This window comes from Mammaliicoccus sp. P-M59, assembly GCF_022386135.1.
Lineage (GTDB): Bacteria > Bacillota > Bacilli > Staphylococcales > Staphylococcaceae > Mammaliicoccus > Mammaliicoccus sciuri_A.
The window spans coordinates 62574-88512 of sequence record NZ_JAJNJJ010000010.1 but is presented as its reverse complement, the minus strand read 5'-3'; the positions used below and the strand labels follow the sequence as shown (position 1 = coordinate 88512).

Sequence of the window (25939 nt, the reverse complement as noted above, 5' to 3'; positions counted from 1 at the left end):
TTATAAGAGACTTAGACATGATGGGTGTCTAAGTCTTTTTTAATGTGATGTGACAGGGCATGTGACAATATTGTTCGTTGTATTTCTTTGTATAAATGGTAAATTATAACAAGGAATTAAAGGAGGCATAAGTCATGAACCCGACTGCATCGAATCATCGTATTTATGAATTAGATTATATTAGAGGATTTGCTTTATTAGGTATTATTTTTCTTAATGTTTCGAGTATTTTACAAATACCATTTGATTTTTCAATAGTAGAAGTTCGTTATCAGAAGTTTTTAGATATATTTATTGAATCAAAGTTTATGTCGATTTTTTCATTTTTATTTGGTGTTGGTTTTTATATTTTTATTAATCGTGCGAAAGCGAAAAGTGAACATCCGTATGTGATTTATTTGAGAAGAATTGTGATATTGGCGCTGTTAGGATTAGGGCATATGCAACTCCAACCGGGAGAGGTATTGCTCGTGTATGCCATATTTGGTTTAGTACTATTACCACTGTTTAAAGTGAATAAGTGGGTGAATTTCGTAATCGGTATCGTGCTCTTATGCGTAGCGATTGGTTTGGGCGGAAAAATATTAATGCCGCTTCCACTGTTTACTTTAGGTTTAACCTTTGCTCAATTTGGTCTACATCAAAAAATGTTCCAGCATAAAAAGTATTATGCCATTATTGCGGTAATTTCGATGATCATTTCGGTAATCGGCATCTATTACTTGAATCAAATCTACGTTGGCGCTTCTTATCAAGCGATTAAATATACAGGTATAACTGAAGCGCAATATTTGAAACAATACGCTTTAACAAATCAATTTATTTTAATACTGAGTCCTATCATGACGGTATGTTACTTTAGTGTACTCGTCACGTTGTTACAATATAAAATCGTGCAACAATTATTGAAACCGTTAAGAACGTATGGACAAATGGCACTTACGAATTATATCGGGCAGACATTATTGATACTATTATTTAGCTATGGATTAGGATTATCAGATTGTCGCTTAATACATACGGCGAATCTTTGTTTAATCATTCTTGTCATACAGCTAATATTCTCAAGTTTATGGTTGAGTTATTTTAAATATGGTCCGTTAGAATACTTATGGAAAATCGGTACGTATTTCAAGATGTTTCCAATAAAATAAAAGCATAGAGACTGGGAATTGATATCCCGGAATCTATGCTTTTTTATATGATTTCAATCATAATTTTAGTGATATATTCATTCTCATTATTTTTAATAACTGAATCAAATACATATTCTTCATATACATATTCACCCATTGTTAAATTCAATTCATCGATTTTATTTAACATTTTGTTATACGCTTCTTCAACATGTTCATCAATGCCAATATAATAACCGACTAAATATTTACCTTTTAACGTAACGGTATTTTTATAGTGCTTTTTAGAATTTGGGATATTCACGTAAAGGTAACTATAATGATAGTAATTACCACTTAAAATATCATTTTTGTGCGTTACGACACCGATTGGCTGACTAGAAAAAATTTCGTGTGATTTCAGCTCATCAATAAACTGGTTAATCGATATTAAGAAATCGAGTTCTGAAGCATTCGCGATGTTGTCACTGATATAGAAAGTCATTTCATCATATTCTTCAATTTCAATTTGATCAAAGGAAGTTTTCATAGCGTCTCTGATGAGTTGAATTTTACTATCAATGATCATTTCATTGTATTCCAAATGCTTCTTCTGTTCTTGAATCGTTTTCTTCTGTTGCGTCATTAAATTTAAAAAGTGCTCTGGTGATTTATTTTGTGTATATTCTTTAATTTCTTTAAGTGGCATGCCGAGTTCTTTCAATAAAGTAATCACACTTATAAGTTCAATTTGTTTAATGGAGTAATATCGGTATCCAATTTCGTTCTTATAATCTGGTTTAAAAAGATTGATTTTATCATAGTATATGAGTGTCTGGCGGCTAACATTTGTTAAGCTTGCAAACTCACTTATAGGTATTTGATTAATTTTTTGCATAAATTAAGTTCCTCCTATTGACTGTATAGTTACTATACACTATAAATTGTATATATTAAAGATTGCATTATGTTATGCAAATCAAAATAAATAGATTAGAATATAGTGAAAATCACTTAATGTTTGAAAAAGTAATGAAGAAGGAGGTCTAAAATGAATAATAAGTTAAACGTTTTATATTTTAATATATTTTTAATGTTTTTAGGTATCAGTATTGTTATACCAGTATTACCTACAATTTTGCATGATTTAGATTTAAATGGAAGTGATTTAGGCATGCTGGTCGCAGTATTTGCAATGTTCCAAATGATCGCTTCACCGTTTGGAGGAAGATTTGCAGATAAGTTTGGTAAAAAAATTATTATCATTATCGGCCTGCTGTTATTCTCCATTTCAGAATTTATTTTCGCGATGGGTAATTCATTTTCAATACTTTTAGTTTCAAGAGTATTAGGTGGCATTAGTGCAGCGTTTGTCATGCCTGGTGTAAATGGTATGATTGGAGATTTATCAACTTCAGAAAATAGAGCAAAGAACTTTAGTTATATGTCAGCCGTTATTAATACAGGGTTCATAGTTGGACCGGGTGTAGGAGGATTCTTAGCAGAAATTTCGCATAGAATGCCTTTTTATTTTGCTGGTGCACTTGGCATCATCGCTTTGTTATTCTCAGTATTCCTTTTAAAAGAAGCAAGTGACGATGATTCAAATGAAACAGCACGTCCTAAAGTCAAAGAGCCATTTCCATATAAATTGTTTATCGTACCAGTCATTATTATGTTGATATTGTCATACGGTTTAGCATCTACAGAAACAATGTTCTCACTATATACAGCAGAGAAAGTAGGCTTTGAACCGAAAGATATTTCTATCGCGATTACAGGTGGCGCTATAGTAGGGGTAATATTCCAATTATTCTTATTCGAGAAACTTGTCGGTAAGATCGGTGAAATTAAATTAACGCTATTCTCATTAATCTACTCAGTGTTAATTCTAGGAGCCTTTGTATATGCTTCTCACTACATTACTGTGATGTTAGTCAGTTTCGTAATATTTATAGGATTTGATTTGATCAGACCATCCATGACGAACTATTTCTCTAAATTAGCAGGTAATAACCAAGGTACTGCAGGTGGCTTGAACTCAGCCGCCACAAGTGTGGGTAACTTGATAGGGCCATTAGTAGCCGGAGCAGCATTCGATATTAAAATCGACTTCCCGTTATTTATAGCCATGGCATTCTTTATCATCGCTTCAATTATCATCGCATTTTATAGACCAGATAAATTAAAATTCTAATAAAAAGTCAGGGACACCTCGCGTGATGTCCCTGACTTTCTTTTTTGGGAGAAGTATATGGGATGGGGAGTAGGTCGGGGATGGTGAGGAGGATGGAGCGGTTTGTAATTATAGAAATGGGGTCGACAAGAAAATTAGGAGCGTTGTATTTATCAAGACTGGCAAAACAAGATAAATAGGGACGTTGTATTTATCAAGACTGACTAAACAAGATAAATAGAGGCGTTGTATTTATCAAGACAGGTGAAACAAGATAAATAGAGGCTCTGTATTTATCAAGACAGGTAAAACAAGATAAATAGAGGCGCTGTATTTATCAAGACAGCCTAAACAAGCAACATAGAGCGTCCGTAAGTTGCAAGACTGCCCAAACAAGCAACATAGCACGCCCGTAAGTTGCAAGACTGCCCAAACAAGCAACATAGAGCGTCCGAATATTGCAAGACTGCCCAAACAAGCAACATAGCACGCCCGTATGTTGCAAGACTGCCCAAACAAGCAACATAGCACGCCCGTATATTGCAAGACTGCCCAAACAAGCAACATAGAACGTCCGTATGTTGCAAGACCCACCAAACAAGCAACATACATCCTCCAATCCGCCGAATCCCCGAACCTCAGAACTCCGCCGAAACCCAGAACCCCACACCTCCCAATCTCCCTCATCTACATAATTCCTGTATACGCCATTCGGATGATTTTTATATAAATGTATGAAAATTATGAACTTTCAATTTTCAGATGATTGTTTTGTGCTAAAATTTTAAATGTGTAGATATAAGGGGAGTGTGGACGATTATGAAGGTATTTGCAAAATTGGGCTGGTTTATTAAACAAGAAAGGAAAAATTATATTTTTGGCATTCTCATTTTATTACTTGTAGCGCTGATTGATTTGTTGCCTCCACAAATTATCGGTCGAGTGATTGATGGTATTAGCTTTAATACTTTAACGGGAAAGACGCTTCTTATTTATCTCATCATTTTATTTCTTGCTGCTGTATTAACATATGTATTTCGTTACTACTGGCGCATTATGATATTCGGGGCAAGTATGAGGTTAGGGAAGATATTAAGAGAGCGACTGTATCATAAATATACGTCGATGAGTCCTTCTTTTTTCCAAGAAAGACGTACTGGAGATTTAATGGCACATGCTACAAATGATATTAGAGCTGTTCAGAATACTGCGGGTGGCGGCGTTCTGACAATTGCGGATTCACTGATGTCAGGTGGGGCTGTTCTGATTACTATGGCAATTACTGTTGATTGGCGTTTAACTTTAATTGTGATGATTCCACTTCCTATTATGATTATATTAACGAGTTATTATGGTAAGTTGCTTAACCGCGGTTTCAAAAAAGCACAAGCTGCGTTTAGTCAGTTGAATGATAAGACTCAAGAGAGTATTGCTGGGATAAAAGTCACAAAGACATTCGGCTATGAAAAAGACGATCAAGCAGATTTTAAGCAACTAAGTGATGATGTCGTATACAAAAATTTAAAAGTTTCTAAAATTGATGCATTGTTTGATCCAACGATTATGTCAGTAATTGGTGTGAGTTATTTTTTAGCGATATTCTTTGGTGCAAGAATGGTGATTCAAGATGATATTACAATTGGACAACTTGTTACATTTACAACTTATTTAGGGATGATGGTTTGGCCACTGCTCGCACTTGGATTATTCTTTAACATTGTTCAAAGAGGTCATGCTTCATATGAAAGAATTAATGAAATTACCAATGTTCCAAACGATGTCGATACGGAAGTTAAGACGGATATGGTTCCTGAAGGGGATATTCATGTCGACATTAAATCCTTTAAATTTCCAAACGATGATAATGTGGCATTACATGACATTCATTTCACGATTGAAAAAGGGACAACATTAGGTATTGTTGGTCGAACAGGTTCAGGTAAAAGTGCAATCATTCGACTATTATTACGCGAATTTGATACGAAAGAAGCGGATGAAATTATATATGGTCGTCATCCATTAAGTTATTTTGATATTCGTCATTTAAGAGCGCAATTTGGTTATGTCCCTCAAGACCACTTTTTATTCTCGACTTCAATAAGAAATAACATTGCCTTTAGTGATCCTACTATCGATGATGATATTATTCATAACGCGAGTAATATTAGTTATATTCACCAAGATATATTAAGCTTTCCTGAAGGCTACAATACAGTTGTTGGTGAGAGAGGTGTATCATTATCAGGCGGTCAGAAACAAAGGATTTCTATCGCAAGGGCATTAATCATGAATCCACCTGTACTGATATTAGATGATTCATTATCAGCAGTAGATGCAGAGACTGAAGAACATATACTAGAAAATATGCAGAATGTCAGACAAGGTAAGACGAATATTATAACAGCTCATAGAATGAGTGCTGTCAGTCATGCCGATATGATTATCGTGATGGATGAAGGCACAATCATTGAACGCGGTACACATCAAGAGTTGATGAATCTTAAAGGATGGTATTATGACACTTATCAATCACAAGCGTTACATGAAAAGCTTGCGAGTAGTCTAGATGAATTGGCAAAGGGGGATGACAACGATGGCACAAAATCATAATTTAACTGCCAAAGATCAGTTTGATGTACTTAAAAGATTAATTAAATATACGTTCCCCTTTAAAGGTATCATTGCACTTGCTTTCTTAATGCTGACGATTTCGACAGTTGCAAGTGTTGCAACACCTTATTTAGTAAAAGTATTTATCGATGATTATTTAACGCCACGAGTATTTCCAGAATCAGATATGACATTATTGATTGTGATATTCTTTGTCGTTCAAATTATTGGTGCTGTAACAACATATTGGAATGTATACTTATTTCAATATTTAGCTTTTAAAGTCATTCAACAATTAAGAATTGATGCTTTTGATAAAATTGGCCAATTGGGCATGCGCTATTTTGATAAAGAGCCTGGTGGCAGTATAGTATCAAGGTTAACGAATGATACTGAAGCCATTGTAGAAATGTTTATCGGTGTATTTTCATCATTTTTAATGGCATTATTTATGGTTATTTCAAGTTATGTCATGATGTTTATTTTAGATTTTAAATTAGCTTTAATGGCACTTGTATTTGTACCTATTATAGTTGTCATATTAGCACTTTATAGAAAATATTCTGCGATATACTTTTCTCAAGCGAGACAGCTTTTGTCAGATTTAAATGCGAAGTTAGCTGAATCTATCGAAGGTATGAGAATTATACAAGTATTTAATCAAGAAAACAGATTGCAAAAAGAATTTAATGACATTAACGATGAGCACTATGAGTTTAATATGAAGACTGTCAAAATCGATGGCTTACTACTGAGACCAGCAATCAGTATGATTTCAGTATTTGCTGTCATTATGATATTAAGTTACTTCGGTATATTGAGCTTTTCAGGTGGTATTACAGCAGGTGTTGTATTTGCATTTGTACAATATATGGAACGCTTCTTTGAACCGATTAACCAAGTCAGTCAAAATTTAAACGTACTTCAACAAGCACTCGTATCAGCGAGTCGTGTATTTAAACTTATCGATAATGATATGCTTGAACCCGCGCAACAAGAGCGTCAAGATTTTCATATTACTGACGGCAAAATTGAATTTAAAGATGTAACGTTTAGTTATGATGGCAAAACAGATGTATTAAAAAATATATCATTTACCGCAAACCCAGGTGAAACAGTTGCACTTGTTGGGCATACAGGTTCTGGGAAAAGTTCAATCATTAACTTGTTTATGAGATTTTATGAATTTGAACAAGGTAAAATACTAATCGATCAACAATCGATTAAGCAAATACCGAAAAAAGAACTCAAATCTAATATTGGGCTTGTGCTTCAAGATGCATTTATTTTCTACGGAACGATTACATCGAATATAAAATTGTATCACCCGACGATGACTTTTGAAAAAGTGCAAGAAGCGGCTGAATTTGTTAATGCAGATCAATTTATTAATAAATTACCTGGGAAATATGAACATAAAGTAATCGAAAAAGGTAGTGCATTTTCAAGTGGAGAAAGACAATTGTTGGCCTTTGCAAGAACGATTGCAAGTGATCCGAAAATATTAATACTGGATGAAGCGACTGCTAATATTGATTCAGAAACAGAAGCGCAAATTCAAGCATCATTAGAAAAAATGAGAAAAGGCAGAACAACATTAGCGATTGCACATAGACTTTCAACTATTCAAGATGCTGATCAAATACTCGTATTGAATAAAGGCGAAATCGTTGAAAGAGGTACACATGACGAATTGATTAAACAAGACGGCATTTATCACAAAATGTATTTACTTCAAAATGGATAATAGTACGAACTGATCAGACGAAAGTGTCTGGTCAGTTTTTATATATGTAATTATGTATAATAAGCAGTAATAGATAAATAGAGGAGGATTTTACATGGGTGTTTTTGATGTAGACTATAATAAAATAACTGAGCGAACACAATTTCCATTTGAAATCGAAGTGATTCATCATACTTGGATAACGATGCAAGATGGTACGAAATTATCAGCTAAAATCTGGCAACCTAAGACCGACACTAAGACTAAAGGTGCGGTATTAGAATATTTACCATATAGAAAAGATGAATTTACAGCTTTACGGGATGAAATTAGACATAAGTATTTTGCAGGGTTTGGGTATACTGCTATTCGAGTTGATATAAGGGGAACTGGGGATTCTGAAGGTATTATCGAAGACGAATATCCGTTACAAGAACAAGACGATGCATTGGACATTATAGAATGGATAACAAACCAAGAATGGTCAAATGGATCAGTAGCAATGATTGGTAAATCGTGGGGAGGATTTAACGGATTACAAGTTGCTGCGAGACAACCAGAAGTATTGAAGACCATTATCTCATTATGTTCAACGGATGATCGATACGCGGATGACGTTCATTATAAAGGCGGAACGCTTATGGCTTCTGATATGCTTTGGTGGGCTTCTACGATGTTTGCATATAATGCACGACCAGCTTTTCCGAAATATTTCGGTGATAAATGGTATGAAAATTGGCTTGAACGTTTAGAACATACACCACCGTTTGTGGAAGAATGGGTTAGTCATCAAACAAGAGATGATTATTGGAAGCACGGTTCTATCAATGAAGATTATTCAAACATTACCATTCCGGTATTAACGATGAGTGGTTGGGCTGACGGCTACACAAATGCTGTGTTTCGTTTAATGCGTCATTTGAATGTTCCGAAGAAAGGTATTATAGGACCTTGGGCACATGAATTTCCAGACGTCGCAATTCCTGGACCTCAATTTGGATATTTACAAGAAGTTGTCGCATGGTTAGACAAATGGATGGAACCGGATGAACATATTAACCATAAAGATGAATTTCTTGTTTATGTTCAAGAGAGTGTAGAACCACAAACTTCATACGACTATCGAGAAGGCAAATGGCTAGATTTATTAAAAGAAGACATTAAGTCGAAAGATATTTTTAGTAGTATGACGCAAGAAATCACGTTGAAAAATAATCAACAACATGGTCTTTATTCAGGCGTGTTCTGTCCTTTTGGCCAAGAAGGGGACTTGCCAGATGACCAAACAATCGATAATGCTTTAGCATGCTCATTTATGGTTGAAACGTATGGTGAAACGATGAATATCATTGGACAACCTGTCGCAAAGCTTCATGTTAAATCTGATCGTGCTTATGGAAATATCCATGTGCGTATTTCTGACGTGCATCCAAATGGCAAGAAGACATTGATTACGAAAGGTCAGTTGAATCTAAATCACTACAAGAGTCATGAAACGCCAGAGAAACTACCGATTAACGAGTATATCAATGCAGAAGTACCTCTAGATGTTATAGGCTATCAAATACCAGCAGGACATAAAATAGAAGTGTCTATCTCTCCTACATATTGGCCACAAATTTGGCCGAGCAAAGAGGTAGCAAATATAAAAGTGGATTTAGAGTATTCACAATTGATATTACCTTTAGTTGATCATTTTGAAGAAATTCAATTAGACTATCCTTTATCAGAAACTGCACAGCCTCTAGAAAAAATCATTCATAGAGAAGGGTCTCGAACGAGGGATATCACGAAGCGATTAACGACCAATGAATGGGAATTAAGAGATTATTCAGATGAAGGATTAAGAACATTAAAAGATAGTCATATCACATATGGAACAGAGAACTTAAATGTCTATACAATTAAAGAAGACGATCCATTATCAGCCAAAGTCCAATGTGATTGGAAAGTGATTGTTAAAGATGATGATATAGATACGGAAGTAGAGACATTTAGTACAATGACATGTGATGCAGACTATTATTACTTATATAATAAAGTTGTAGCTTATAACGAAGGCGAACAATGCTTCTCAAAAACATGGAAAAAGAAAATAGAGCGAGACTTTACTTGAAGATGAAATTTGAATTGGAGAATCACGCACGAAGACTGCGAGATATCGTGCGCTAGGGTATAAAAAAGGGGCATAACGCACGAAGACTGCGAGATATCGTGCGCTAGGGTGCAAAAAAGGGGCATAACGCACGAAGACTGTAAGATATCGTGCGCTAAGGTGCAAAAAAGGGGCATAACGCACGAAGACTGCGAGATATCGTGCGCTAGGGTACAAAAAAGGGGCATAACGCACGAAGACTGCGAGATATCGTGCGCTAGGGTATAAAAAAGGGGCATAACGCACGAAGACTGTAAGATATCGTGCGCTAAGGTGCAAAATCAGGTCGTATCGCACGAAGACTGTAAGATATCATGCGCTAATATTTGAAAAGGCATATGTTCTTTTTCAAATAACATATAAGAAAAACCGCGAAAACTAACGTGAATTGTTAGTTTTCGCGGGTTTTTTAATCTATATAACGATACGACATTAATTCTTGTAACATTTGAATTTCTTCTTGTAATTTGGCGCCGATATTTGTATCTCGAACTTTCTTTCTTTCGAGTTCTTCATCTACAACACGTCTAACGGATAGTTCATCAGCCCCGTTGAGTAGTACATTTTCTTTTGTACCGAAGTGTTTGTGGGCAACGAGCTGCATACCAAATGAGTTATACAGCAATGTATAGCCTGCGATACCTGTTGTAGATTGATAAGCTTTTGAAAATCCGCCGTCGATAACGATCATCTTACCATTTGCTTTAATTGGATTTTCACCATCAATTTCTTTAACAGGTGTATGACCGTTGATAATACGGCCTTGTTCAGGATCTAAATCAAACTCTTCTAACATTTTACGACACATATCGCTATCTTCTCTTAAGTAATAATAAGGATTTTTTTCTTCTTTATGTGATGCTTTATCTTTTATAAAATATCTTTCGAATGTTGTCATGGCACGTTTACCGAATAATGAAGAATATTTACCTGTCCATAAATACCAAATTAAATCTGTAGATAAGTCATCTGTTTCATGTTTACGACTAAATGAATTTCTAATATGATATTCGAATTGGTCTAATAATTCTCGCCCATTATACACTTTACCGTCAATTTCCATTTCTTCCATATTACCTTGTTCATCTACGGGTATACATCCGTGGATAAGTAAATTACCATTATATTTTAAATACAAGTTACCTTTTTTCATTAAAAAGTTCATATGACGTTTCAGTTTTTCAGATTCTTGTACTGAAAGTAGAAGTTTATTAATGACTTCCTCTTCTTCTTCGTTTAGTTGTGCTGGATTTGCTCGGTCAACGGTTTCAAAACATGTATTTTCTAATTGATACGTTTGACCGTAAATAGTAATTTCATTTTTATCGTAATTTACTTTTTCTAGTACGAGTCTTTCTTCCATATCAAATGAAGGACGACGTTTAATAATTGGACTTTCTAGTTTAAATTGAATGATGGCGATTGCTTGATGAATCTTAGTGATTTGAAGTTTTTCTTCTTCTGATAGTTCTTTGTCGGCATGTTTTTTTGGATGAAATGCAATATTATCGCCGTAATATTTTTCAGCTAAATTAACTAAAGGTCGCAAATTAATGCCATATGCATCTTCAATAATATCTAAATTATCATAACGCGCGCATATTCTTAAAATGTTCGCTAAACATACTTTTGAACCGGCATAAGCACCAATCCACAATACGTCATGGTTACCCCATTGGATATCAACAGAATGATAATTAATTAACGTTTCCATAATTTTATCAGGTTCAGGACCACGGTCATAAATATCTCCGACAACATGTAAATGGTCAACGACTAATCTTTGAATCGTGTATGCTAAACCAATAATCAGTTTATCCGATTGTCCGAGTGAAATGATTTTTTGAACAATTGTTTCGTAGTAAGTCGTTTTATTGTTATAGACATTGCTTTTATATAATAACTCTTCAATTATGTATACGAATTGTTTTGGTAAAGCTTTACGTAACTTAGAACGTGTATACTTACTTGAAGCGTATGAAATAAGATGTATCATCTGTTGAATTGTTTCAATATACCATTCATTTAATTCTGATTTCGATGCAAATTGATTTTTAACAAGTTTCAATTTTTCTTCTGGATAATAAACGAGTGCAGCAAGGTCGCTAATATGTTCTTCAGAATGTGTCTCTTTAAAAATATCATTAATTTTAGCTCTCACATTACCAGAACCATTTCTTAAAACATGTTGGAATGCATGATATTCACCATGTAAATCACTTACGAAATGTTCTGTTCCTTTAGGTAAGTCTAAAATAGATTGTAAATTAATAATTTCAGTTGCTACTTTTTCTTCTTCATCAAACTTTTCTGCTAATAAATTTAAGTATTTTTCTTTTAAAATCTGGCTGTCGTATTGAGTCATAAAAAAATTCACTCCGTTCATCATTTCGAGATTTTTTATTTAGAAATTAAACCTACCATTTGAGATATAGTATAACACATTAAGCGTTTTCTTTTATGGTTTAAGATTCACTTCTGTAGGCTAAATATATATAAAGGAGTCGATCATTCATGGCATGTAAAATAGATAGAATTTATAATAATCTTGATGAAAAAGGTGTAAGAGTATTAGTGGACCGAGTATGGCCGAGAGGGATATCTAAAGACAAAGCAAATTTAGATCATTGGTTAAAAGACATCGCACCCTCTAGTGAATTAAGAAAATGGTTCAATCACGAACCAAGCAAATTTGAAGAATTTAAAGAAAAATATAAACAAGAACTCGAATCAGGAGATCAACAAGAAGCTTTAAATCAGCTAAAAGAAATTTATAAAGACAATAAACAAACACTCATCATTCTGTATGGCGCCAAAGACGAAAAACACAATCAAGCAATCGTGTTAAAAGAAATATTGGATGGGTGAGTCATGGCTTAACGCCTGAATAAAGCCAAGAGAAGAGGCAAGTCTTGGCTTAACGCCTGAATAAAGCCAAGAGATGGTCCAAGTCATGGCTTAAGTACCGAATAAAGCCAAGAGAAGAGGCAAGTCTTGGCTTAACGCCTGAATAAAGCCAAGAGATGGTCCAAGTCATGGCTTAAGTATCGAATAAAGCCAAGAGATGGTCCAAGTCATGGCTTAAGTACCGAGTAAAGCCAAGAGATGTTCCAAGTCATGGCTTAAGTACCGAGTAAAGCCAAGAGATGCCCCAAGTCATGGCTTAAGTACCGAATAAAGCCAAGAGATGCCCCAAGTCATGGCTTAAGTACCGATTAAAGCCAAGAGATGCCCCAAGTCATGGCTTAAGTACCAAATAAAGCCAAGAGAAGCCCCAAGTCTTGGCTTAAGTACCAAATAAAGCCAAGAGATGGTCCAAGTCATGGCTTAAGTCCTGAATAAAGCCAAGAGATGCCCCAAGTCATGGCTTAAGTCCTGAATAAAGCCAAGAGATAGCCAAAGTCATGGCTTAAGTACTGAATAAAGCCAAGAGATCGTCTAAGTCATGGCTTAAGTACCGAATAAAGCCAAGACTTCACCCGCAACTGCCTCCAAGACTTGGTCCAACTCCAATCCTCTCCCTACTTTATACACCTATTAAACTGTTGATATATATCTTCTGCGATTTCTTGTGATGCTATGCCGCGTACGTTCATGCGACCGTCTTTAAATAAGGTCATGGTCATATCGTCATATGCTATAAATTTTACATATGCGTTTTCTTTAGCGATATGTCCTGGGAAGTGATGTGCTAATTCAAATGCGTGTTGTTTAAATCTAAACATGAACGTATCCCCACATAATGCTTCTATTGATGAAAGGGGTGGTGTGTTTAATGTTTGATAAATCCCTTGTTCACAGACAACGCAGTCATCATCTTTTAATAAATTGATATTTGTTGCGCGTATGTTCATTTCAAATGTATCTATTGTTATGAGCTTTTTAGAAAAAGATTTTCCAGCAACATATCTGAGTAATTCTGACACTTCGTAACTGGCTACTTGTTGAACGACTGGTGGTAGCACGCCGTTTATCGCACAACTTTCTCCAGTTTGAGGTACGTTTTGAAGGATACATCTTAAGCAAGGTCCACTATAATCAATTGCATAAACAGTTCCTTTACTTCCAACTGCTGCGCCATATATCCAAGGAATGTTTAATTTATGGCAAGCTTCATTGATTAAAAAGCGCATATCAAATTGATCCATGCCATCGATTACAATATCTGGTTGGACATTTTTAATAATCGTTTCAATGTTTTGTGCCGTTAATTCTTGATGGATAGCATTCAAATCAACATGGCGATTAATCTGTTTGATTTTCCTCTTTAAAGCAACGACTTTAGGAAGCATTTCCTGTGCATCACGTTCATCATAGAGTGCTTGACGATGTAAATTAGAAAGCTCAACGATATCCATGTCGATTATCGTTAATTGATGAGCGCCCATGCGAGCGAGTAGTTCTGCAACATGACTGCCTAATGCACCTGCACCCATGATCAATATACGGGTATTCTGCAATGATTCTTGACTATGCTCACCGAACTGTTGAAACTTCATTTGTCGCTCGTATCGTTCCATTACAAGAATCCTAATCCTTCAGTTGGACTTGATGCTTGTGCTGTATATCTAACAGGGATTCTACCTGCCTCATAACTTAATTGTCCGGCTTCAATACCTAATTTCATCGCTTCAGCCATTTTGACAGGGTCTTTCGCACCAGAAATAGCAGTATTTAATAAAATTGCATCTGCACCAAGTTCCATCGCGAAACAAGCATCTTTTGGTGAACCAATACCAGCATCTACGATAACGGGGATGTTAGCTTGTTCAATGATATATCTTAAATTGAGTGGGTTATTAATACCTCTGCCTGTTCCAATTGGAGAAGCTAGGGGCATAATCGCGTGAACACCTAATGCTTCAAGTCGTTTAGCTAACACAACATCACACGAAATATATGGACAGACAATATAGCCTTTATCTAATAATATTTCACATGCTTTATAAGTTTCGATTGGGTCTGGCAATAAAGTCTTATCGTCACCAATGACTTCTACTTTAATTAAGTTGCAAAGCCCAGCATGATTGGCAATTTCTGCAATACGTACAGCTTCTTCTGCAGTATGTGCACCAGCAGTATTAGGAAAAGTAATAAATCGATTTAAATCAACATTTGCTAATGGGTTGGGTAGTGATTTATCATAAAGATTCATTCTTCTTACAGCAAAAGTGAGCACTTCTGCACCTGATGCTTGGATTGCTTTAGATTGTGTTTCTTCATCTTTAAATTTACCAGTACCTAATAATAATCTTGAGTTGAGTTCATATGGTCCTATTTTTAACATTTTATCCGCCTCCAACAAATTCTAGTAGTTCTAATCTATCCGATTCTCTAACAGTAATATCATTAAATTGTTCACTTTTGATGAGTGTATCGTTCCATTCGACAATGATTCTATCTTTATCAAGTTCCAGCGAGTCTAGTAAATCTGACAACGTTAACGCATCTTCAAAATTAAATTCATCACCATTAATAATACATTTCATAAATGGACACACCTCCTCACTTTAAATGCTTCTAATAACGTAGGTCTTTCTTCATAAACAATCCATTCAGCCATTAATTTACCGATGATAGGTGACAGTAATATGCCATTACGATAATGACCCGTAACAATATATAAATCTTCATCGATTTCATCCATAATAGGCCATTCATTATCAGTGTATGGTCTGATTCCCGACCATTTATGAATGAGTCGACTACTTGATAATAATGGAATGTATTTACACGCTTGACGCATTAACCAATTTTCACCTTCAACTGATGTGCCTACAGTATAGTCATCTACATAACTCGTCGCACCCACTAAAAATCGATTGCCACGTTTCGGGACAATGTAACAGCCATTCGTCATAAAAAGTGTTTGTTCTAATTTTAAGTCTGGATGTTCTAACAGTAGTACTTCACCTTTAACACCAGTTACTTTTGGCTCAATTTCATAGTCGGTTAATAACTGATGACTCCATGCACCACCGGCAACAATGACTTTTTTGGAAAGTAAGATTTGGTTTGCAGTGAGCACTTTAAACGCATCATTTAAGCGATGTATGGATTTAACTTCAGTATGATAAATTCGCTCAATTCCTTTATACTCAATAGATTTCAATAAAGCTTTAGCATATTGATTGGCATTAATTTGTCCATCAAATGGAATATAAATTGCCTTATGATTATAAGAAATCGTATGATTTGAAAGATTACGAAGTGATTGACTATCTAACGTCGTAACTGATCGATCACGCTTATTCAAAAAACGATATTGCGCTGTTAAGCTGTCGATATCTTCTCGTGAAGCGGCCATTTTAATTAAACCGTGCGCTTGATAATCAATATTGATATTCGTCTCTTTATATAACGTATGACTAAGTGATTCGAAATAATCTCTCGAACGTAATGCAAGTTGATAAAGGGGTGTATCTTCAATAAATTCATTTTGCGCACCTAACATGCCACCAGCTTTATAAGATGCATGTAATCCAGGAACATCTCGATCTATCACAGCGATAGACAATGAATCATTCTTAAGTGCTAATTCACGTGCAATAGACATGCCCATGACGCCTGAACCAACAATTAACACGTCATACATATGCAAGCCACTCCTCTCTTAATAACTGAATTTCACGCAAACTTCGATCTCTGAAAAATGAAATTGCACAAACACCTTCAAAACCATGAGGCAACGACTTAATAGAATGGGTATCTATACCACCAATTGCATAAACAGGAATATCTATAGATACTGCATCTTTTATGTCTTTAGAAGATCTTGGTTTAAGACCATGTTTAGAACGCGTTTCAAACACGTGACCAAAGAATACAAAATCTAAAGACCACTCACGTGCGCGCTTCACACTTTCAACTGAATGTGTAGACATACTGACTGATATATGTGGGTGAAGCTTTTTATATTCAAATGCTTGCACGTCATTTTCACGAAAATGAATAAAATTCAGATCATATTTTTCAAGTATGGTCTTATCAGAATGAATCATTAATTTCGTTTGTGGAAAGCCATGTGCTAATAAATAATCAAGCGCCCAGCATAGATCATCACGTGTCATAGGCACTCTCAGTAATAACAAATCAATCTCTTCTGCAATCTCTAAATAATGTTCTAAATCTTCAACATCTAAGTCTTTATACGGTGTAACAGCAATAAACAATGAAATCACTCCAAATAAAAAACGCTATTTTTCTGGATAGAAAAATAGCGTAAAAATTTAATTATAAGTATAAGTAAGCTTATATACGCCACTTTCCTACGCCAGTATGAACTGGATCAGGTTCAAGGAATCCCGAAGTCACTACTTCAGTCTCAGCCTATAATAAGGCACTTCCAGTGGACATTTATTCAGTTATTACATCCATTGTACATATAAAAGTAAGAATGTTCAAATTTATATGTTATTGAGTTACATCCTAAATTATTCCATTAATCTATTTTTTAAATTCCATGAAATAAAATTTTAAAGACCAATTATTTATTAAAACAGAAAATAATATTGACATTGATAACTATTATCAATTAAATTATAAGATGGAAGGAGAATTTCAATAAATTTACAAAGGAGGTATATTATGCAAAGGTTTAAACAAGTTTTAAATATTGGGTTATTAGTACTTATTTTATTATCAGTAGGTGTAGGTAAGGTGGCTTCTGCTGATGTGAAGGATGGTACTTATGACGTTGATTACACAGTATTGAAACATGGTACTTCAGATGTTTCGATTGCAAATGATTATTTTAATAAACCAGGTAAGTTAGTTGTTAAGAATGGTGAAAAGCAACTTCAATTAACGATGAATCATAGCCATTGGATTAAAGGTATTACAGTTGATGGTTCTGCTGAAAGTATCGTAAGTGAAGATAAAGGTTCAGACGTTAGAACGTCTAGCTTTAAAGTGAATTCTACATCTGGACAACTTGCTGGAACAATTGATGTTTATATCAATGAAAAAGTCGATGGTAAACCGTTCTTATACGATAACAAATATAAAATCACATTTGACGTGAAAGAACCTTCTGGACAGGCTGCAGCAGATTCATCTAGTGATGCTTCAAAAGATTCAACAACAGCAGCATCAACTAGTTCAGATAGTAGTACACCATCTAGTGGTTCTACTACTTCTACAACTTCACAAGATGTGAAAAATCCTCAAACGAGCGCAGGCACACCAGTAATGATCACAGTCCTTCCAATTGTTGCGGGTATGTTATTAATCGTTACGTTTATGTTCAATAAAAAATTGAAAAGAGGTCATAATTAATGAAGAAAAATGTTAAGTCACTATTAGCGTTTTCTTTATTATTCTCAACTCTTTCATTCAACACTTATGAACCGCTTAGTCATACAACAATGAAAAAAGTTGAAGCAGCAGAAGAACAAGCATCAGCAGTGGAAAGTAAGACAATTGATTTTGTTGTAAATAAAGATAAATCAAATGAAGTCTCATATATGGATCAATATATGGTGAAACCAGCAAAGGTATATTTTGAGAATGGGGAAACGTATGTTGAGATGACTTTGAAAAGTGCTTCTTATTGGAAGTCATTTGAACTGTATGATGAATCAGGCGCAATAGCCATTCAAACAGTTAAAGAAGATCATCAAGCTGATACTAAAGTCATTAAGTTTAAAGTTAAACCAGGTAGCCAATCGCTTACTTCAAAAGTTCACATTGTTGTACCGGCAATCAATTATGACAACAAATATACAACTCATGTAAATTTTAAAGAAGTTATTCCTAGTGCACCGACAACTCAGAATTCAAATCAACAAGATACAGGAAAAGTAGATTCAAACGATAAAGCAAAAGATGATTCAAACCAATCAACGACTGATCAAAAGCAGGATAATACAACGCAGAATAATGAAGATACACAACAAGCACCTGCCAAGGATACGAATCATGAGAAACCACAAACAGAACTTCCAAAGCAAGATACATCAAAGAATGAATCACCAAAGAAGGATACACCAAAGAACGAAACACCAAAGAATGATAATAAGCCGATAACAAAAAAAGAAGTGCCAATTCCTGATAAAGTTAAAAATCCGTCTGGCTCCAACCAAGGATCAACTCAACAAGAAAAAGCAACTTCAACGTTAGGTTACATGGTCTATAAAAATGGTTCAAGTGAAATATCTTATATGGACCAATATATGGTGAAACCTGCACGTATTGTTGAAGAAAATGGTAAACAATATGTTGAATTAACATTGAAATCAGCTTCATATTGGAAGTCGTTTGAATTATTCGATCATGATAAAAAATTAAATGTCACAACCGTGTCAGAAGATCAATCTGCAGATACAAAAATCATTCGCTTTGAAAAGCCGAAAGATTTAAAAGTATTAACATCTAAAGTGCACATTGTTGTACCAGCAATTAATTACGACAATCATTACACAACACGAATTGAATTTGATAAAGAAGCGGCATCTGGCAACGGAAATACAGACACAAGTGATGAACAACAACAACCTGTCAGCACACCAAGTAAAGATGATGACACTAAAGGTCATGATTCTAATAATGTTCAACACAATCAGACAACACAATCAGATGACCAAAAATCCGAATCTTCGAATGCTTCATCTGGAGCAAATAGTTCAACAAATCATAGTTCATCACCTGCCACACCTGCAAATCAAGCTGTGACAAGTGGTAACAATGCAACAAGTTCTACAACTGCAGATAAAGCTAATCCAAGTTTCGATCGTAACGCAGATGGTTCAACAAACATGAAACTCGTTAATCCTTCAACAAGTAGCAGTGGAGATGCGATGACTTATGCACTTATCTTCAGTGGTGCAGTATTGTTATTAGCTGGTTCATTCTTCTTAGGTAAGAAGCGAGCATCTAAATGAAGATCAAATCGCTATTAAGTTTAATACTTATATGTAGCTGTCTACTTGCGGCTTGTAACATCAACTTTAGTAAATCATCAGAACCTGCAAGTAAACAGAAGAAAGAAGAATTCAGAATCGTACCAACTACTGTAGCTTTAACGGAAACTTTAGATGCATTAGATTTAGATATCGTAGGTAAACCGACAACTTATAAAGATTTACCGAAGCGATACAAAGATGTACCTGAAATTGGTCAGCCTAAAAAACCAAATGTTGAAGTTGTGAAATCACTTAATCCAACACATGTATTAACGGTTACAACAATTAAATCTGAGATGGATCCTGTGTTTGAACAACTTAAAATGAAAGGTACTTATTATGATTACGACAGTTTAAATGGTTTGAAGAAATCTATCACCGAAATGGGTAATACGTTCAACCGTAAAGAACAGGCTAAAAAACTTAATAAAAAGTTTGAAAATGCCGAAGCAGAAATTAAAGCTAAGATTCAAGGCAAAGAACGCCCTAAAGTATTAATTCTTATGGGTGTGCCTGGTAGTTATCTTGTAGCAACAGAACACTCTTATATTGGTGATTTAGTGAAAATTGCCGGAGGAGAGAATGTTATACAAAATGAATCAAGAGCTTATTTATCTTCTAATACGGAAGAACTTTATAAAGTCAATCCTGATATTATTTTAAGATTGCCACATGGTTTTCCAGATCAAGTAAAAGAAATGTTTAAGAAAGAGTTTAGTACAAATGATATATGGAAACACTTTGACGCAGTTAAAAATAATAGAGTTTATGATTTAGAAGAAATACCATTTGGCATAACAGCAAGTATTAAAGCTGACGATGCGTTAGTACAGCTTTATGACATTTTATATAATAAGTAAAGAGGTTAAAACATGAAAAAATATTCGCGACTCACGTTCTGGATCATGTTATGTATGCTTGTCATAACAATTTATATATCGCTTGTAAGTGGTAAGTTACCTTTAAGTATAGAACAAATCATCACGAAACTCACAACAGGTACTGAACCTCAAGTAGATGCAGTTATTGATTTACGCATGCCAAGAATATTCATCGCGTTATTTGTTGGAGCTGCTCTGAGTGTATCAGGGGCTTTGCTACAAGCGGTATTACAAAATCCTCTAGCTGAAGCGAATATTATTGGTGTGACATCTGGTGCACTTGTTGCACGAGGTGTCATACTTATATTTTTACCTACCTTGTATTTCTATTTACCGATATTCGTCTTTATTGGTGGAGTTATACCGTTTCTTATATTATTCCTATTAGTATCTCGTTATCACATAACACCGATTAGACTCATATTAGTAGGTGTTGCGATATATGCCATGTTAAATGGTGTAATAGAGCTTTTATCTATGAGTCCTGTTATGCAGTTACCGACAGGGTTAACGATGAAAGTATGGCAAGATGTTTATATAATCGCCGTCACTTCAACAATAGGGATTATATTCGCACTCATGTTAGTAAACAAAGTGAACTTGTTATCATTCGAAGATAAACAAGCGCATAATATTGGTTTTAATATTACGAAATACCGCCTCATCATCGGTTTAGTTGCTGTATTTTTAGCAAGTAGCGCAACAGCTATCGTCGGTCAATTAGCTTTTGTAGGCTTAATCGTGCCACATATTATAAGACGTATCGTTGGAACGAATTATAAAAAGGTCATACCTTATTCCATTATATTTGGTGCATGGCTTGTATTGTTAGCAGACACGGTAGGCCGAACAATAGCGCCACCTTTAGAAATACCAGCGAGTACGATTACAACTGTAGTAGGTGGACCATTCTTGATTTACCTTATTTGTAAAGGAGCGTATGTCCATGCGAACAGAGAACGTTAGTTTCAAATATCAGCGAAAGCATATTTTTAAATCGTTAAACATACAACTCAAAAAGCACGCCATTACAACTATCATCGGACCTAATGGATCAGGTAAATCAACATTGTTACAAATATTATCACGTAATTTAGCGCCGAGTGAAGGTATTGTTTACTTAGATAATCAAGCTATTTCATCATTAAATAGAAAGACGTTAGCAAGGCAGTTAGCAACCGTACATCAAACTAACCGTGCGCCAGAAGATTTTACAGTAAAAGAAGTCGTACAATGTGGAAGATATAGTTACCAATCCATATTGAAGAAAGATATCAAACAAGAAGAAGTCATTCAGCATGTGTTACATCAACTAGAATTAGAAGACTTTCAAGATAAACCCATTAGTGAATTGTCAGGCGGAGAATTACAACGTGTGTATATCGCAATGTCACTTGCGCAAGAACCACAATATATGTTGCTAGATGAACCAACGACTTACTTAGATTTAAACTATCAATATCAAGTGTTGGACATTATCCGATCACTGAAAGAGAACTTTAATATCACCATTATTATGGTGTTACATGACATTAACCAAGCGATAGAATATAGTGATGAAATCGTATGTATACATAACAATCAAGTCATCCAAGGACCTCCAGAAGAAGTCGTAACAGAATCCTTTATTTCACGCGTATATAATATCGATGCGAAAATCATCCATGACCCAGAATGTGGCATGTTGATTTGTAAGAGAAAGGGTAGAGCGCCTCATGAAAATCATCATTAAAATCATTCAAATAGCATTAGTCGCTGTCATCATATGGTCTGGATATGTCATGTTTCACAATAAGCAAGAAGATAAAGAAGCGGAAGAACGCTACATTCATTTACAACAAAATTATACACAAATGACAAACACTAATACCGTGCGACCACAATTCAAACAACTCAGTAACATCAACAAAGATATCATAGGATGGATACATCTAGAAGGCACATCATTGAACTATCCGATACTACAATCGAAAGACAACAAAGACTACTTAAAGAAAGACTTTGAACAACAAGAAAGTAGAAAAGGTAGTATCTTTATGGATTATCGTAATACACCAAAGCACGATAAAATGAATACCGTCATATATGGACATCACGTAGGAGATAACACCATGTTTGACGTCGTAGAAAAATATTTAGATCAATCATTTTATAATCAACATAAGACGATTCAGTACGACACACAATACGGTAAATATCAATTAGAAGTCATTAGCGCCTATGAAACAACAACAAAAGATAATTACATACAAACAGACTTTAAAGACAAAGCAACATATGAACAATTTCTAGAACAAACATTAAAAAAATCACAAATCTCAACAACAACAGAAATTAATAAAGACGACAAGATCGTCACACTCTCAACATGTGAAGACCCATATTCACTCACATCAGGACGAATCGTCGTCGTAGCCAAACTCGTAAAAGTATAAAATAGAAAAGAGGAAATAACATGTTTATGGCAGAAAATAAATTACAACTCTATAAAGGAACAGCAGACGAAACAATAGAAAGATTCTATATGAGACAAGGTATCGAAACAATCGAAGGATTCAAGAAAATGTATGTAACAAAAACAAACAACCTCGAAGAATACGACGAAGTAAAAATACTTACAATCTGGGAATCAGAACAATGCTTCAAAAACTGGTTAAAATCAGACGTATTCAAAGAAGCACATAAGAACGTACGACATAACAGAGAAGATAGCGAAAGTCCTATATTAGAAAACACAGTCACAACATATACAATCGGTTATCACTTTGATAACGAGGTAGAAGCGGAAGTTATAAACCCAGCATGACATTGAAGTCATGTTGGTTTTTTTGTGTGGAAATTCTTTTATAACTTTAAAATTTTATCTATTTTTAAGATCTAAATGATAATAAAACAAAAATATATTTAGTTAAATTAGATCTAACAATAACTTTGTTCTAATTAATAAATCTGATAAGTATATTTATAATATTATGTGCTGAAAACTGCTAATTAATCTTTCGATCATGTTATAATATTATTTAGTAAAAATTTGGAGAAGTGATAGGAATGAAAAATCCATTAGTACAACCTTTATTAAAATGGGTAGGCGGGAAAAGACAGTTATTAAATGAGATTGTTCCAATGATACCTGAACATATTACTACTTATGTTGAGCCTTTTATTGGGGGAGGAGCAGTATTATTTGATATTCAGCCTAAAAAAGCGATTATTAATGATAGAAATTCTGAATTAATTAATGTTTATAAGACTATTAAAGATAACCCTGAATTGTTAATAGAAGAGTTAAAAATACATAGTGAGAATAATGATTCTGAGTATTTTTATAACTTAAGAGCAATTGATAGAGAAGAAAATTATGACGAATATGATGATATTAAGAAAGCATCTCGAATAATATATCTAAATAAAACTTGCTATAATGGATTGTACAGAGTTAATTCATCTGGTTTTTTTAATACACCATATGGAAAATATAAATCACCTAATATAGTCAATGAAGTAACTATAAGAGCATTATCCAATTACTTTAATTCTGCAAATATAAAAATATTAAATGATGATTATAAAGCAGCATTAAAAGGTTTAAGAAAAGGAGCCTTTGTATATTTCGATCCACCTTATGTTCCAATAAGTACATCATCTTCTTTCACAGGTTATACTGAAGGTGGATTTACATTGAAACATCAAGAAGAATTAAAATTAGAGTGCGATAAACTTAATAAGAGAGGCATTAAATTTCTATTATCTAATTCTGATTGTGAATTCATTAGGGAGTTATACAAGGATTACAATATTAAAACTGTTAGAGCTAAACGCGCAATTAATAGTAATTCTCTTAAAAGAGGAGAAATTAATGAGGTGCTAGTATACAACTATGATTGAAAATAAAAATTACTCAGTTAACCAAGCATGGTCTTTATTATTTGAAAAACATGATATTCCTAACAAAGTGGCAAAAGATAAATTATTTTATATTTCATCTAACGATATCAAAAAGTTCAAAGAACCTAGATTAATGAGTAAATGGGATAATAGTCAATCTCTGCCAGAACCGTTTAAGAAAAAGCATATAAATATTTTACCTATCAGTAGAAGGGAATATGTGCTAGGAAATTTTTTGTTATATGAAGATATTCCTGATATAACAGAAGATGTTAAAGCAATGCAATATGTTGAATTACCCGAATTTGAAACAATAGATAGCGAAAATATTAGTAGTGAAGCAAATGCAATAAATGTTTTAATTCTATCGGGTATTATTGAACATTTCTTAGAAGTAGATAATCTTCAAGCAACCTTTAACGGAAGAATGGGAACAGGAAAATTTAGTTTCGATGTTAATACAAATAACAAAGAATCAGTACATATAAATGTTGAAAATGCACAATGTGAAATAGATGGCGGATTTGAATGTGATGATGCAGTAGTAATTTTAGAAGCGAAAAATGTTGTTAAAGAAGATTTTCATATAAGACAATTATATTATCCTTATCGACTTTGGAAGTCAAAAGTGAATAAACCAATAAGATTAATCTTTTCAGTTTATTCAAATAAGATATTTAGATTATTTGAATATCGTTTTGAAGACCCTGATAATTTTTCGTCAATAAAACTAGTGAAACATAAAAATTATTCTTTAGAGGATACGGATATAGATATAGAAGATCTAGTAAATGTATACAAAAATACAGAAGTTAAATATGATGATAACATGGCGGATAAAAAGAAAGTGGATGCACCTTTTATCCAAGCTGATTCTATGGATAAAGTGATTTCTTTATTAGAAAACTTGTACGTTGAACCACTAACTAAAACAGCAATTGCAGAAGAACTTATGGATTTTACAAGTAGACAAGCTGATTATTACTATAATGCAGGTAAGTACTTAGGCTTATTTAAACTTGTAAAACAACAAAAGGGAGAAGAATCTTTAGTTCAATTAACTAATCTAGGTAAATCAATATACAAAAAACCATATAAAGAAAGACAATTAAAAATTGTAGAATTAATGCTTCAACATGAAATTTTTCATGAATGTTTTGAGAAAACTTATACCTCTGGTGAAATAATCTCTAAAGCTGAAATTAAATTAATTATGAAAAGACTAAATGTATGTACTCCAGCTCTGATAGATAGAAGATCAGGATCAGTTTATGGTTGGGTGAAATGGATGTTTAACCTCACAAAATTGAATCATTAATTATTCTAATCCCAGACACGACTTTTTACGTCGTGTCTTTTTTTGTCGATTTTTTGCAGATTTTTTTGTTTTTCTTTCACTTTTTTTGAGAAAAATTTAATTTTTATATTACATTTTTTGAAGTTTAAAGTGTCTTAAATATTACTATTACTTAAATTATGTCTAATAAAT

22 protein-coding genes and 1 riboswitch are annotated in these 25939 nt (G+C 34.0%); of the genes, 15 read left to right on the top strand and 7 right to left on the bottom strand.

The genetic code is table 11. From position 1 onward, the window contains the following. The first annotated feature begins 134 nt into the window (after positions 1-134). On the top strand, positions 135-1154 hold the full coding sequence (locus LQ617_RS14165; RefSeq protein ID WP_239740646.1) for a DUF418 domain-containing protein: 1020 nt from the start codon (positions 135-137) through the stop codon (positions 1152-1154). A 43-nt stretch (positions 1155-1197) separates the two neighbouring features. Here the strand turns inward: LQ617_RS14165 and LQ617_RS14160 are convergent, their stop codons facing one another. Continuing rightward, complete coding sequence (locus LQ617_RS14160; protein WP_239740645.1) at positions 1198-2013, bottom strand: MerR family transcriptional regulator; 816 nt, start codon at positions 2011-2013, stop codon at positions 1198-1200. A gap of 153 nt (positions 2014-2166) precedes the next feature. Here LQ617_RS14160 and norA point away from each other — a divergent pair, with 153 nt between their 5' ends. The 4 genes from norA (at position 2167) to LQ617_RS14140 (ending at position 9743) form a co-directional block, all read left to right on the top strand. Beyond that, on the top strand, positions 2167-3312 hold the full coding sequence (gene norA, locus LQ617_RS14155; protein ID WP_191836526.1) for a multidrug efflux MFS transporter NorA: 1146 nt from the start codon (positions 2167-2169) through the stop codon (positions 3310-3312). A gap of 798 nt (positions 3313-4110) precedes the next feature. Next, complete coding sequence (locus LQ617_RS14150; RefSeq protein WP_239740644.1) at positions 4111-5901, top strand: ABC transporter transmembrane domain-containing protein; 1791 nt, start codon at positions 4111-4113, stop codon at positions 5899-5901. Continuing rightward, positions 5885-7648, top strand: coding sequence for an ABC transporter ATP-binding protein (locus LQ617_RS14145; protein ID WP_239740643.1), 1764 nt, complete (start codon positions 5885-5887; stop codon positions 7646-7648). Before LQ617_RS14150 ends, LQ617_RS14145 begins: the two co-directional genes overlap by 17 nt. Before the next feature lie 94 nt (positions 7649-7742). After that, on the top strand, positions 7743-9743 hold the full coding sequence (locus tag LQ617_RS14140; protein ID WP_239740642.1) for a CocE/NonD family hydrolase: 2001 nt from the start codon (positions 7743-7745) through the stop codon (positions 9741-9743). Between the two features lie 448 nt (positions 9744-10191). Here LQ617_RS14140 and LQ617_RS14135 read toward each other — a convergent pair whose 3' ends face one another. Next, the gene (locus tag LQ617_RS14135; protein ID WP_239740641.1) at positions 10192-12147 is read right to left on the bottom strand and encodes a fructose-1,6-bisphosphatase; all 1956 of its coding nucleotides are present in this window, start codon (positions 12145-12147) and stop codon (positions 10192-10194) included. A gap of 149 nt (positions 12148-12296) precedes the next feature. On the opposite strand from LQ617_RS14135, the gene LQ617_RS14130 reads away from it, so the two are divergent. Beyond that, the gene (locus LQ617_RS14130) at positions 12297-12650 is read left to right on the top strand and encodes a DUF488 domain-containing protein (protein ID WP_159316374.1); all 354 of its coding nucleotides are present in this window, start codon (positions 12297-12299) and stop codon (positions 12648-12650) included. A 653-nt stretch (positions 12651-13303) separates the two neighbouring features. Here the strand turns inward: LQ617_RS14130 and LQ617_RS14125 are convergent. The 5 genes from LQ617_RS14125 to LQ617_RS14105 are packed head-to-tail and all read right to left on the bottom strand — an operon-like array spanning position 13304 to position 16963. Beyond that, the gene (locus LQ617_RS14125) at positions 13304-14302 is read right to left on the bottom strand and encodes a ThiF family adenylyltransferase (RefSeq protein ID WP_239740640.1); all 999 of its coding nucleotides are present in this window, start codon (positions 14300-14302) and stop codon (positions 13304-13306) included. Next, positions 14302-15069 carry a thiazole synthase gene (locus LQ617_RS14120; RefSeq protein ID WP_126477296.1) on the bottom strand — a complete coding sequence of 256 codons (768 nt, stop codon included), beginning with the start codon at positions 15067-15069 and terminating at the stop codon, positions 14302-14304. Before LQ617_RS14120 ends, LQ617_RS14125 begins: the two co-directional genes overlap by 1 nt. Position 15070: 1 nt before the next feature. Then, a complete protein-coding gene (gene thiS, locus LQ617_RS14115) occupies positions 15071-15271 on the bottom strand; it encodes a sulfur carrier protein ThiS (RefSeq protein ID WP_025905802.1) in 201 nt (66 codons plus the stop codon). After that, a complete protein-coding gene (thiO, locus tag LQ617_RS14110; RefSeq protein ID WP_239740639.1) occupies positions 15268-16377 on the bottom strand; it encodes a glycine oxidase ThiO in 1110 nt (369 codons plus the stop codon). Before thiO ends, thiS begins: the two co-directional genes overlap by 4 nt. After that, positions 16370-16963: a thiamine phosphate synthase gene (locus LQ617_RS14105; RefSeq protein ID WP_481816980.1), complete on the bottom strand. Its 594-nt coding sequence runs from the start codon at positions 16961-16963 to the stop codon at positions 16370-16372. The genes thiO and LQ617_RS14105 overlap by 8 nt, the downstream gene beginning before the upstream one ends. 67 nt (positions 16964-17030) lie before the next feature. Next, a riboswitch (TPP riboswitch) is annotated at positions 17031-17139 on the bottom strand. Positions 17140-17369: 230 nt separating this feature from the next. Between LQ617_RS14105 and isdC the strand changes: the two genes are divergently transcribed. The 9 genes from isdC to LQ617_RS14060 all read left to right on the top strand — a co-directional run bounded on the left by isdC (position 17370) and on the right by LQ617_RS14060 (position 25768). Next, on the top strand, positions 17370-18059 hold the full coding sequence (gene isdC / locus LQ617_RS14100) for a heme uptake protein IsdC (RefSeq protein ID WP_126477298.1): 690 nt from the start codon (positions 17370-17372) through the stop codon (positions 18057-18059). Then, positions 18059-19663, top strand: a complete 1605-nt coding sequence (locus LQ617_RS14095) for an NEAT domain-containing protein (protein WP_239740638.1) — start codon at positions 18059-18061, stop codon at positions 19661-19663. Before isdC ends, LQ617_RS14095 begins: the two co-directional genes overlap by 1 nt. Then, entirely contained in the window at positions 19660-20544 is an 885-nt protein-coding gene (gene isdE / locus LQ617_RS14090) for a heme ABC transporter substrate-binding protein IsdE (protein WP_126477300.1), read from the top strand. The genes LQ617_RS14095 and isdE overlap by 4 nt, the downstream gene beginning before the upstream one ends. Positions 20545-20556: 12 nt before the next feature. Then, entirely contained in the window at positions 20557-21531 is a 975-nt protein-coding gene (locus tag LQ617_RS14085; RefSeq protein WP_239740637.1) for a FecCD family ABC transporter permease, read from the top strand. Next, positions 21512-22297, top strand: a complete 786-nt coding sequence (locus LQ617_RS14080; protein ID WP_239740636.1) for an ABC transporter ATP-binding protein — start codon at positions 21512-21514, stop codon at positions 22295-22297. Before LQ617_RS14085 ends, LQ617_RS14080 begins: the two co-directional genes overlap by 20 nt. Next, positions 22281-23000 (top strand): class B sortase, encoded by a 720-nt coding sequence (gene srtB, locus LQ617_RS14075; protein WP_126477303.1) that lies wholly within the window; start codon positions 22281-22283, stop codon positions 22998-23000. The genes LQ617_RS14080 and srtB overlap by 17 nt, the downstream gene beginning before the upstream one ends. Positions 23001-23020: 20 nt before the next feature. Next, positions 23021-23371 (top strand): antibiotic biosynthesis monooxygenase, encoded by a 351-nt coding sequence (locus tag LQ617_RS14070; protein WP_107565989.1) that lies wholly within the window; start codon positions 23021-23023, stop codon positions 23369-23371. Positions 23372-23613: 242 nt separating this feature from the next. Further along, positions 23614-24450, top strand: coding sequence for a DNA adenine methylase (locus LQ617_RS14065; RefSeq protein ID WP_239740635.1), 837 nt, complete (start codon positions 23614-23616; stop codon positions 24448-24450). Beyond that, a complete protein-coding gene (locus tag LQ617_RS14060; RefSeq protein WP_239740634.1) occupies positions 24443-25768 on the top strand; it encodes a type II restriction enzyme in 1326 nt (441 codons plus the stop codon). Before LQ617_RS14065 ends, LQ617_RS14060 begins: the two co-directional genes overlap by 8 nt. The last annotated feature ends 171 nt before the right edge of the window (positions 25769-25939 follow it).

Bases quoted from the DNA above. Each gene is read 5' to 3' on its own strand.
- LQ617_RS14165 (WP_239740646.1), top strand. From the start codon at position 135: ATGAACCCGACTGCATCGAATCATCGTATTTATGAATTAGATTATATT.
- LQ617_RS14160 (WP_239740645.1), bottom strand. From the start codon at position 2,013: ATGCAAAAAATTAATCAAATACCTATAAGTGAGTTTGCAAGCTTAACA.
- norA (WP_191836526.1), top strand. From the start codon at position 2,167: ATGAATAATAAGTTAAACGTTTTATATTTTAATATATTTTTAATGTTT.
- LQ617_RS14150 (WP_239740644.1), top strand. From the start codon at position 4,111: ATGAAGGTATTTGCAAAATTGGGCTGGTTTATTAAACAAGAAAGGAAA.
- LQ617_RS14145 (WP_239740643.1), top strand. From the start codon at position 5,885: ATGGCACAAAATCATAATTTAACTGCCAAAGATCAGTTTGATGTACTT.
- LQ617_RS14140 (WP_239740642.1), top strand. From the start codon at position 7,743: ATGGGTGTTTTTGATGTAGACTATAATAAAATAACTGAGCGAACACAA.
- LQ617_RS14135 (WP_239740641.1), bottom strand. From the start codon at position 12,147: ATGACTCAATACGACAGCCAGATTTTAAAAGAAAAATACTTAAATTTA.
- LQ617_RS14130 (WP_159316374.1), top strand. From the start codon at position 12,297: ATGGCATGTAAAATAGATAGAATTTATAATAATCTTGATGAAAAAGGT.
- LQ617_RS14125 (WP_239740640.1), bottom strand. From the start codon at position 14,302: ATGGAACGATACGAGCGACAAATGAAGTTTCAACAGTTCGGTGAGCAT.
- LQ617_RS14120 (WP_126477296.1), bottom strand. From the start codon at position 15,069: ATGTTAAAAATAGGACCATATGAACTCAACTCAAGATTATTATTAGGT.
- thiS (WP_025905802.1), bottom strand. From the start codon at position 15,271: ATGAAATGTATTATTAATGGTGATGAATTTAATTTTGAAGATGCGTTA.
- thiO (WP_239740639.1), bottom strand. From the start codon at position 16,377: ATGTATGACGTGTTAATTGTTGGTTCAGGCGTCATGGGCATGTCTATT.
- isdC (WP_126477298.1), top strand. From the start codon at position 17,370: ATGCAAAGGTTTAAACAAGTTTTAAATATTGGGTTATTAGTACTTATT.
- LQ617_RS14095 (WP_239740638.1), top strand. From the start codon at position 18,059: ATGAAGAAAAATGTTAAGTCACTATTAGCGTTTTCTTTATTATTCTCA.
- isdE (WP_126477300.1), top strand. From the start codon at position 19,660: ATGAAGATCAAATCGCTATTAAGTTTAATACTTATATGTAGCTGTCTA.
- LQ617_RS14085 (WP_239740637.1), top strand. From the start codon at position 20,557: ATGAAAAAATATTCGCGACTCACGTTCTGGATCATGTTATGTATGCTT.
- LQ617_RS14080 (WP_239740636.1), top strand. From the start codon at position 21,512: ATGCGAACAGAGAACGTTAGTTTCAAATATCAGCGAAAGCATATTTTT.
- srtB (WP_126477303.1), top strand. From the start codon at position 22,281: ATGAAAATCATCATTAAAATCATTCAAATAGCATTAGTCGCTGTCATC.
- LQ617_RS14070 (WP_107565989.1), top strand. From the start codon at position 23,021: ATGTTTATGGCAGAAAATAAATTACAACTCTATAAAGGAACAGCAGAC.
- LQ617_RS14065 (WP_239740635.1), top strand. From the start codon at position 23,614: ATGAAAAATCCATTAGTACAACCTTTATTAAAATGGGTAGGCGGGAAA.
- LQ617_RS14060 (WP_239740634.1), top strand. From the start codon at position 24,443: ATGATTGAAAATAAAAATTACTCAGTTAACCAAGCATGGTCTTTATTA.